General features: G+C 66.7%; 8 protein-coding genes and 1 tRNA gene. 6 read left to right on the forward strand and 3 right to left on the reverse strand.

All coding sequences use genetic code 11. From position 1 onward, the window contains the following. Window positions 1-59: 59 nt before the first annotated feature. Window positions 60-1370 (reverse strand): sugar MFS transporter, encoded by a 1311-nt coding sequence (locus CV103_RS20645; protein ID WP_015458034.1) that lies wholly within the window; start codon window positions 1368-1370, stop codon window positions 60-62. 175 nt (window positions 1371-1545) lie between these two features. On the opposite strand from CV103_RS20645, the gene CV103_RS20650 reads away from it, so the two are divergent. The 5 genes from CV103_RS20650 (at window position 1546) to CV103_RS20670 (ending at window position 6488) form a co-directional block, all read left to right on the forward strand. Continuing rightward, window positions 1546-2649, forward strand: a complete 1104-nt coding sequence (locus CV103_RS20650; RefSeq protein ID WP_425443923.1) for an aldose epimerase family protein — start codon at window positions 1546-1548, stop codon at window positions 2647-2649. Between the two features lie 11 nt (window positions 2650-2660). Beyond that, on the forward strand, window positions 2661-4457 hold the full coding sequence (locus CV103_RS20655; protein WP_107396039.1) for an IlvD/Edd family dehydratase: 1797 nt from the start codon (window positions 2661-2663) through the stop codon (window positions 4455-4457). A 26-nt stretch (window positions 4458-4483) separates the two neighbouring features. Further along, window positions 4484-5341 (forward strand): SMP-30/gluconolactonase/LRE family protein, encoded by an 858-nt coding sequence (locus CV103_RS20660; RefSeq protein ID WP_107396040.1) that lies wholly within the window; start codon window positions 4484-4486, stop codon window positions 5339-5341. 229 nt (window positions 5342-5570) lie between these two features. After that, window positions 5571-5765 carry a helix-turn-helix transcriptional regulator gene (locus CV103_RS20665; RefSeq protein WP_015458038.1) on the forward strand — a complete coding sequence of 65 codons (195 nt, stop codon included), beginning with the start codon at window positions 5571-5573 and terminating at the stop codon, window positions 5763-5765. A 231-nt stretch (window positions 5766-5996) separates the two neighbouring features. Further along, the gene (locus CV103_RS20670; RefSeq protein ID WP_281258520.1) at window positions 5997-6488 is read left to right on the forward strand and encodes a tyrosine-type recombinase/integrase; all 492 of its coding nucleotides are present in this window, start codon (window positions 5997-5999) and stop codon (window positions 6486-6488) included. 19 nt (window positions 6489-6507) lie between these two features. Here the strand turns inward: CV103_RS20670 and CV103_RS20675 are convergent. Together CV103_RS20675 and CV103_RS20680 are read right to left on the reverse strand one after the other, a co-directional pair. Beyond that, window positions 6508-6583 (reverse strand) — tRNA-Ile (locus CV103_RS20675). A gap of 76 nt (window positions 6584-6659) precedes the next feature. After that, window positions 6660-8381 (reverse strand): sensor histidine kinase, encoded by a 1722-nt coding sequence (locus tag CV103_RS20680; protein ID WP_015458040.1) that lies wholly within the window; start codon window positions 8379-8381, stop codon window positions 6660-6662. A 137-nt stretch (window positions 8382-8518) separates the two neighbouring features. On the opposite strand from CV103_RS20680, the gene CV103_RS20685 reads away from it, so the two are divergent. Then, on the forward strand, window positions 8519-9031 hold the full coding sequence (locus CV103_RS20685) for an Lrp/AsnC family transcriptional regulator (protein WP_015458041.1): 513 nt from the start codon (window positions 8519-8521) through the stop codon (window positions 9029-9031). Window positions 9032-9568 lie beyond the last annotated feature (537 nt).

Raw genomic sequence — 9568 nt, forward strand, 5'->3', positions numbered from 1 at the left:
CCTCCACCAGGGAAACGGGGCCTTTTCCCTCGGCCGGCTGGCGGGCCGGCGGCGGGAATTCAGCCGATCTGCTGATCGGGCAGCGCGTGGGTGGGGCGCGAACCCCATAGCGCGTAGAAGAGGACGTAAAGCTCGCAGGCGGCGGTCAGCAGGAACGAGGTCTGCAGGCCGTAATTGTCCGCCAGCCAGCCCTGCACGACCACCAGCGCGCCGCCGGCGATCGCCATCACCAGCAGGCCCGATCCCTCCTCGGTCAGCGGGCCGAGGCCGCGAATGCCCAGCGTGAAGATGGTCGGGAACATGATCGAATGGAACAGCCCCACCGAGATCAGCGCCCACATCGCGACATGGCCGGTGGTGGACGCCGCCGTCAGGATCACGACGAAGGCGCCGATGCTGGCGACGGCCAGCGCGCGTTCCGGCGCGACGTTGCGCATCGCGAAGCTGCCGATGAAGCGGCCCACCATCATCCCGCCCCACAGCAGGAACAGGTAATGCGACGCCTGCTCATGGGTGAGATTGCCGATCTGCGGCTGCGACACGAAATTGATGAACAGGTTGGAAACACCAATTTCGGCAATCAGATAGATGAAGATCGCCGGCACGCCGAGCACGAGGTTGCGATGCCGCCATAGCGAATGCTGCCGGCGCTCCTCCTTGGCGGCGCGCCGGGTGGCGCTGCCCATGGCGGGCAGCGGGAAACGGGCGATGACGATGGCGAGGATGACGAGCACGACCGCCACGATCAGATAGGGAAGCTGGACCGACTGGGCGTCCGCCAGCCGTTCCGCCTGGGTGAGCACCGATGCCCCGCCCTCCGCCGTGCCCGATGCCGAACGGCCCAGGATCAGATAGCCGCCGAACAGCGGCGCCAGCGTGGTGCCGAAGGAATTGAACGCCTGCACCAGGTTGAGGCGCGATGACGCGGTTTCCGGCTTGCCGACCACGGCGACATAGGGGTTGGCCGCGACCTGCAGCAGCGTGATGCCGCACGCGATCACGAAGAGCGCGACGAGCGTGACGCCATAGGAGGGGATGCGCGCCGCCGGGATCATGCCGAGAGCGCCGGCCGCCATGATGCAGAGGCCGACGACCAGCGACTTCTTGTAGCCGATCCGCTCGATCAGCTTCGCCGCCGGGATCGAGGCGACGAAATAGGCGATGAACCAGACGGATTCGATGATTGTTGTCTGGGTATAACTGAGGTCGAACACGCTGCGCAGATGCGGCAACAGCGTATTGTTGATGACCGTGATGAAGCCCCACATGAAGAAGAGGCTGGCCAGCAAGGTGAGCGCCGGGCCGTAGCTTGCGCCCTCCTGTCCCGGCTCTCCGGCCGGTGTTGCGGTGGTGATTATCGGTGCGGCCATGCCACCCTTCTCCAAAGTTGATCCCCGCCTGCGTTCATCGCCGTCACGGGTTGCGCTTGTTTATTTTGTCGGACTATATGTGCCGCAAGCATGCGTCAATGGGCGCGCATAATCCGGGAGGACGAGAATGCAAAGGCGGGGCAAGGCGGGGACGGCGTTGGGTTGCCTGGCGGCGATGCTGGCGACGGGCACGGCGGCGGCGACCGCGGCCGAAATCAGCCGCGCGCCGGCCGGCACGCTCGGCGACGGGACCGCGATCGAGGCGATCACGCTGAAGAACGGCCACGGCGTCGCCGCCACCGTCCTCACCTACGGCGCCACCCTGCAATCGCTGGTGGGCCCCGATCGCGCCGGCAAGCCGGCGGACGTGGTGCTCGGCTATGACGATCTCGCCTCCTATGTGGACCATCCCAATTATTTCGGCGTGACGGTGGGCCGCTATGCCAACCGCATCGCCGGCGGCCGCTTCGCGCTCGACGGCAAGTCCTACCAATTGCCCCTCAACGACAAGACCAACTCGCTCCACGGCGGCGGCAAGGGCTTCGACAAGGTCGCCTGGAAGGTCGTCTCGGCCAAGAGCGGGCCGGTCGCCACGCTGGTGCTCGCGCATACCAGCCCGGACGGCGACGCCGGCTATCCCGGCAAGCTCGACGCCACCGTCACCTATTCGCTCGACGAGGCCGGCGCGCTCACCATCGCGTTCGAGGCGAAGACGGACAAGCCCACCATCGTCAACATGACGAACCACGCGATCTTCAACCTCGCGGGCGAGGGATCGCCCGAAGGCGCCACCGGCCACCTGCTGACCATCCCGGCGAAGGCCTATACGCCGGTCAACGCCAGCCTCATCCCCACGGGCGAGCTGCGGCCGGTGGAAGGCACCGTGTTCGATTTCCGCGCGCCCCGCCGCATCGCGGACGGCATTCGCGACGGGCGCGACGAACAGATCCGCTTCGGTCAGGGCTACGACCATAATTTCGCGCTCGACAAGGGCCTCACCCGATCGCCGGAGCTGGTCGCCAGGCTGGAGGACCCATCCTCGGGCCGCGTGCTCGAAGTGCTCAGCACCGAGCCGGGCGTGCAGTTCTACACCGGCAATTTCCTCGACGGCACGTTCGTCGGCAAGCAGGGGCATCTCTACCGCATGGGCGACGGCATCGCGCTCGAGCCGCAGAAATTCCCCGATGCCCCGAACCAGCCGGGCTTCATCTCCGCGCGCGTCGATCCCGGCAAGCCTTACCGGCACGTGATGATCTACCGCCTGTCCACGACCCGTTGAACGGATAAACGATGACCGACACCGCACCGCCCAAGCTCCGTTCGCGCGCCTGGTTCGACAACCCCGACAATATCGACATGACCGCCCTCTATCTGGAGCGGTATCTGAACTTCGGCCTCAGCCTGGAGGAATTGCGCTCGGGCAAGCCGATCATCGGCATCGCCCAGACGGGCAGCGATCTTTCCCCCTGCAACCGCCATCATCTGGTGCTGGCCGAACGCATCCGCGAGGGCATTCGCGAAGCGGGCGGCATCGCCCTGGAATTCCCGGTCCACCCGATCCAGGAAACCGGCAAGCGGCCGACGGCGGGGCTCGATCGCAACCTCGCCTATCTGGGCCTGGTCGAGGCGATCTACGGCTATCCGATCGATGGCGTGGTGCTGACCACCGGTTGCGACAAGACGACGCCCGCCTGCCTGATGGCGGCGGCGACGGTGAACATCCCCGCCATCGCGCTTTCGGTCGGCCCGATGCTGAACGGCTGGCACAAGGGCGAACGGACGGGTTCGGGCACGATCGTGTGGAAGGCGCGGCAGATGCTGGCCGCCGGCCAGATCGACAATGCCGGCTTCATCAAGCTCGTCGCCTCGTCCGCGCCATCGACCGGCTATTGCAACACCATGGGCACCGCGACGACGATGAACAGCCTGGCCGAGGCGCTGGGCATGATGCTGCCCGGATCGGCGGCCATCCCGGCGCCCTATCGCGACCGACAGGAAGTGGCGTATCTGACCGGCAAGCGCATCGTCGAAATGGTGGCCGAGGACCTGAAGCCCTCCGACATCCTGACCCTGGATGCCTTCCACAACGCCATCGTCGTCAATTCCGCGATCGGCGGATCGACCAACGCGCCGATCCACCTCGCCGCGATCGCCCGCCATATGGGCGTGGACCTGCCGCTGAAGGATTGGGAGACGGAAGGGCACAAGGTGCCGCTGCTCGTCAACCTCCAGCCCGCCGGCGAATATCTGGGCGAGGATTATTATCGCGCGGGCGGCGTGCCGGCGGTGGTCGCCCAGTTGATGGGCCAGGGGCTGATCCGCGAAGCCGCGATGACGGTGAACGGCCGGACGATTGGCGATAATTGCCGCGACGCGACGATCGAGGACGAACGCGTCATCCGCCCCTTCCATCAGCCGCTGAAGGAGGAAGCCGGCTTCCTCGTGCTCACCGGCAACCTGTTCGACGCCGCGATCATGAAGACGAGCGTGATCAGCCCCGAATTCCGCGACCGCTACCTCTCCAACCCGGACGATCCCGATGCGTTCGAAGGGCCGGCGGTCGTGTTCGACGGGCCAGAGGACTATCACCACCGCATCGACGATCCGTCGCTCGGCATCACGCCGCAGACGCTGCTGTTCATGCGCGGCGCGGGGCCGATCGGCTATCCGGGCGCGGCGGAGGTGGTGAACATGCGCCCGCCCGCCTACCTCATCACCGAAGGCGTCAGCGCGCTGCCGTGCATCGGCGACGGCCGGCAATCCGGCACCAGCGGCAGCCCCTCCATCCTCAACGCCAGCCCGGAGGCCGCGGCCAATGGCGGCCTGGCCCTGCTCAGGACGGGGGACAGGGTGCGCCTCGACCTGCGCAGGGGCCGGGTGGACGTGCTGATATCCGACGCGGAGCTGGCCGATCGCCGCAAGGCGCTGGAAGCGGCGGGCGGCTATGCCTATCCCGCCTCGCAGACGCCGTGGCAGGAGATACAGCGCAAGATCGTCGGCCAGATGGATACCGGCGCGATCCTGGAAGGGGCGGAGAAATATCAGCGCATCGCCCAGACCCGGGGCCTGCCGCGCGACAATCACTGAGCCGACGCGCAAGGGGCGGAGCCGCCATGGCGGAATGGACGATCATCGGGCGCGACGTGCGCGACGAACTGGGCGAAGGCACCTTGTGGTCGGCGCGGGACAATGCCGTCTATTGGGTGGATATCCTCGCGCCTACGCTCAACCGGCTGGCGCTGGATACAAGCGAGATCCGCCGCTGGCCGATGCCCGAGCCGCTGGGCTGGGTGGTGGAGCGCGCCGGCGGCGGCTTCATCGGCGGTTTCCGGAGCGGCTTCGCCGAGATCGACCTCGATCCCGTCGCTATCCGCCCGATCGCCGATCCGGAGCCGCATCTGCCCGGCAACCGGATGAACGACGGCAAGGCCGATGCCCAGGGCCGCATCTGGTGCGGCACGATGGACATGGCCGAGGCGCAGGATACGGGATCGCTCTACCGCCTCGATCCCGATCGCCGCTGGACACGGATGGACGAAGGCTATCGCGTGCCCAACGGCCCCGCTTTCTCGCATTGCGGCCGCTGGCTCTATCATTCGGATACGGCGCGGCGCGTCATCTACCGCTTCGCCCTGGATGCGGACGGCGCGATCGCCGATCGCCGGCCCTTCGTCCGTTTCGCCGAGGCGGACGGCTATCCGGACGGCATGACCGTCGATGCGGACGGGCATATCTGGGTCGCCCACTGGGGCGGCGGACGGATCAGCCGCTTCTCGCCCGACGGCGAACAGGTGCGCACGGTGACGCTGCCGGCACGCCAGGTCACCAACATCACCTTCGCCGGCGCCGGCCTCGACCGCATGTTCGTGACGACGGCCGCGACCGGCCTCGCCCCGACCGAGCATGACGGCGCGCTCTACGAGATCGACTGCGGCACACGCGGCCTGCCCACCGGCATCTTCCCCGGCTGAATCGACGACGGCGGCCGCGATCCGGCGCCGATCCGGGCAGGCCCCGATAGCCGATCATCGCGATCGTCCAAGCTTTCCAGCCCAAAATGGGGAACGGCCGGGTATCAATAGCCAATGAGACTGATAACTTGTCTATAATCAACGCCGATGGAGAATATGCCGATTTTGGTGAATCGGTTTTTGCCTTTTCTAACGCGAACTGCGCTTCGGCTATAAGCGGGGTATCCACATGCAAGGTGCCGAACTGAAGGCCCTGCGAAAGACGGCAGGAATGTCCCAGGCCGAGTTTGCCGAGGCGATCGGCATGAGTCGGGAAACGATCGGGCTGATGGAGCGCGATCAGGAACCGATCGCGCGGCGCACGGCGCTGGCGGCCCGCTGGATCGCCGCCCATCCCGACCATGTCGAACATGGTCGAGCGTGAAGCGTCCGCCAGCATTCACTGTCCGCTTTTTCATCGTCCGACATCTTGCGCCTAACGACCCTCTGCTGAATAGAACGCGGCCGGGGAGTATCCATGGCTTCGAAAATCAGTATAGTGCATCGGCTTCGTAACTTTATACGCAACCTGAGCTGCCCGGACTGCCGCGAAGAACGATTAAGGACGCGCGACAAGTTGGCACGGTGCGACGACTGCTACGCCAACCGGTGGTGATTGCTCTACACCAGTCAGCGGCGATCGGACATGGTGCGAATGGGGCGGCAGCATGTCGGCGGTGGGCGCATCAAGGTCGTGCAACTCAAGACGCGCGCCGAGTTATGGATACCGATCCACCCCAGGCTGGCCCAGGCCATCACCGCCGTGCCGGCCGACCATCTTGAATTTCTTGTCACCCAATATGGGCGGCCGTTCACTGCCAACGGTTTTGGAAACTGCTTCCGCGATCGATGCGACAAGGCGGGCCTGAAGCACTGTTCCGCACATGGCCTGCGTAAGGCCGCGACGAGGCAGATGGTGGAGCTTGGCCTGAGCAATCAACTCATCAAGTCTATCACCGGCCACGTCACCGACCCAGAGGTTTCCCATTATGCGGAGGCAGCCAATCAGAAGCTGCGCGCCGACAAGGCGATGGCCGCATTGATCGAATGGGAAATAGCGAACCCAATCTCCGGGTTAGCCAAAAATAGCGATAACCATTTACAATGAAAAGAAAATATAGGGGCGTTGGTGGGCCCGGCAGGACTCGAACCCGCAACCTAGCCGTTATGAGCGGCCAGCTCTAACCATTGAGCTACAGGCCCCGACCAACGGTGCCCGGATAGCGGAGGCGGATAGCGGCTGGCAAGCGCGTTCGGCGCCGTGCCGCCGGCCTCTCGTTCAGCCCTGCCCCTGGCCCGAGCGGCGCTCCCCTTCCCGCACCGGCAGGCGCAGGTCGAAGCTGTCGGCGCGGATATCGAGGCCGCCGCGCGCCGAGACGGCGAGGTTGCGGATCAGGCGGAGCGCGAAGCCGAGGCCCAGCACCGGCGCATCCGGCCAATCGCCGTCGGGGCTGTAGCCGGGATCGAGCAGGGCATGTTCGTCCCGCCCGTCCAGCAGGCGCGGGCGCGAGACCGAGAGGCGAAGCTGGCCGCCTTCGCAGCGCAGGGTGGCGAAGATCGTCTCGCCGCGTTCGGCCAGGCCGATCGTGGCCGCGAGCAGCCGCGCGAACATGCGTTCCACCGTGACCGGATCGGCATCCACCGCCGGCAGCGACTGGGCGATGCGGAAGGCGAGCGTCACGCCGCGCGGACGGGCCACCGCCTCATAATCGTCGTGCAGCCGTTCGATCAGCATCGCGGCATCCACCGCGCTGGCGGCATTCTGCACGCGGCGCGATTCCAGCCGGGCGGCCATGTCGAGATCGTCCACGGCCGCCAGCAGGCGGCGCCCCTGATCGAGGATGTCGCCGGCGCGATCGCGGTAATCCGTGCCCGCCGGGCCGAGCATCTGCCGCTCGATCATCTCGGCGAAGCCGACGATGGCGTTGAGCGGCGTGCGCAGTTCGTGGACGAGCTGGCGCAGCGCATCGGGCGCCAGGCCGGAGCCGTAGAGGCCGGCGGCGAAGGCGGGCTGGGCCGCGATCTCGTCCGCGCGGGGGCGGCGCGCGGTGCCGCGATAGCCGGTGAAGCGGCCGTCATGATGATCGAAGAAGGGCACGGCCGAAATCCGCCATTCGCCCGATACCGGCCCCTCGCCCGGCACGCTGAGCCGCGCGTCGCGGAACGAGGCGCGGCGGCGGAAGGCGCCGGCGGCATGGCCATCGACGCCATGGCCATATTGTTCGGCGGCGACCGCGATGACGATGCCGACCAGCGGGCCGCGATCGGCCCCCTCCACCCAGCGGATCATGCCGTCGGGGCCGGTTTCGAAGCGGAAATCCTCGATCCGTTCGCCGGCCGCGGGCGTGGCGGGCGGCGTTACCTCGGCCCGGTCGCGATAGGCGGCGATGCGATCGAGGAGATCGCGGATCTGGGTATCCCCATCCGGGGCGTCGGCGGGCGGCGGGGCGATGGCGGCGGCGGGGATTTGCGCGAACGGCGCCGGGCCGGCCAGCGCGGCATCCTCGGCCAGCATCACCTCCATCGCGGGCGATGCGGGCGCCGGCTGGGCGGCCCGATCCGCGCCCAGCGCGAAATCGGCGGGGCCGAAGCTGTCGAGCGCGATGCGGACGCCGTGGGTGAGATCGCGGCGATGGCGGAGCAGGCCGCGCGCCAGCGGCGAAAGGGCGGGAAGCAGGCCCAGCCATTCCTCCTCGCCAAGCTCCGCCGTGGAGAGCAGCCCCGCGCATACGGCCGCCGGCTCCTCCGCGATGAAGGCAAGCAGGACGGGGCTGACCCGGCGGCTGGCGATGGCGGCCACGCTTTCGGCCCGCACCGCCTGCGGCACATCGGCGCGGATGCGGCGGAGCAAGGCGATGGCGGCGCGGCGGAGATCGGGATCGATCGTGGCGTCGCGATCCTGCGCGAGGATATCGACGATCTGCCGCCACGCGGCCGTGCGCGCGCCGGCATCGGCCACCGGCCGCGCCAATACCGTCGCGAGCTTGTCGTCGAAGCGCACCCCTGATCGCCTTCCCTGAACAGGCCGGGCTGGCCCCTTGTTGCGATCTCCCCCGTTACCGCCCCGCGCGCATCCGGGAAAGACGATTTTATGCGTCGTCGCATAGTGGGACAATTGCACGGCCGCGAAATATTCTTATGTTCGCGACACATCATCTGGAAGGATATGCTGTGACTGCGCGGTTTCCGCTCGATTCCATCGACCGCACCATCCTGTCGGCGCTGCAGGAAGAGGGCCGTATCACCAATGTCGACCTTGCCCGCCAGGCCGGGCTGACCGCCCCGCCCTGCCTGCGCCGCGTGCGCGCGCTGGAACAGGCCGGCGTGATCGAGAGCTATCATGCCCGGCTGAACGCCCCGGCGCTGGGCTATGGCATCATGGTGTTCGCGCTGGTGAGCCTGAAGAGCCAGGCCGAGGACGATCTGCGTGCCTTCGAGGAGCATATGGCCAAGCTGCCCGAGGTGCGCGAATGCCACATGCTGAATGGCGAGATCGACTTCATCCTGAAGATCGTCGCGCACGACCTGCAGGCCTTCCAATCCTTCCTGACATCGCAACTGACCCCCGCCCCCAACGTGGCGAGCGTGAAGACGTCGCTGACGATCCGCACATCCAAGGACGCGCCGGGGGTGCCTGTCGACCCCGAGTGACGACGGCTGGCGCGATTTCCGGGCGACCGGCATCGATCGCCGTTGGGTAAACCGCCGAATGATCGTTGACGCGGGCTATGGCCGGAAGCTCTCTCGGGAAACCCGGCCCTTGCCGGCATCGGCCTTGAGCCCTCTCCCGCCTTCGCGGGAGAGGGTTGGGTGAGGGCCTTCTTCTTCTGAACAAACGCAGATTTGCGCAAGCGTCAGTTAAAAACCCAGAATAGCCTTACCGTGGAAACAGCCGTCCTCGATTGGGCCGATAGCTTCCGACACAATGGATTCCCGCCTTCGCGGGAATGACGGGTTTTGGTGGGTCAGCGGAATGACGATTTCCCTGACAGCGCCGCGCCCGGATTTCTGACAATCGTTTTTTCCGCGCTTCTCACTGAATTCCTGCTGGCCCGGACACGCCGGCAAAGCAGGCATAGCCTTGCACGGAAATTCCATCGTCACCCCGGTGCGCGGCGACAACTACGATGGCCGGTTGAGCGGCGACTATGATGGCCGGTAGGATCGGTTGTCTGGTCTGATCGTAGG

Origin of the sequence: Edaphosphingomonas fennica (assembly GCF_003034225.1) — a bacterium.
Lineage (GTDB): Bacteria > Pseudomonadota > Alphaproteobacteria > Sphingomonadales > Sphingomonadaceae > Sphingomonas_E > Sphingomonas_E fennica.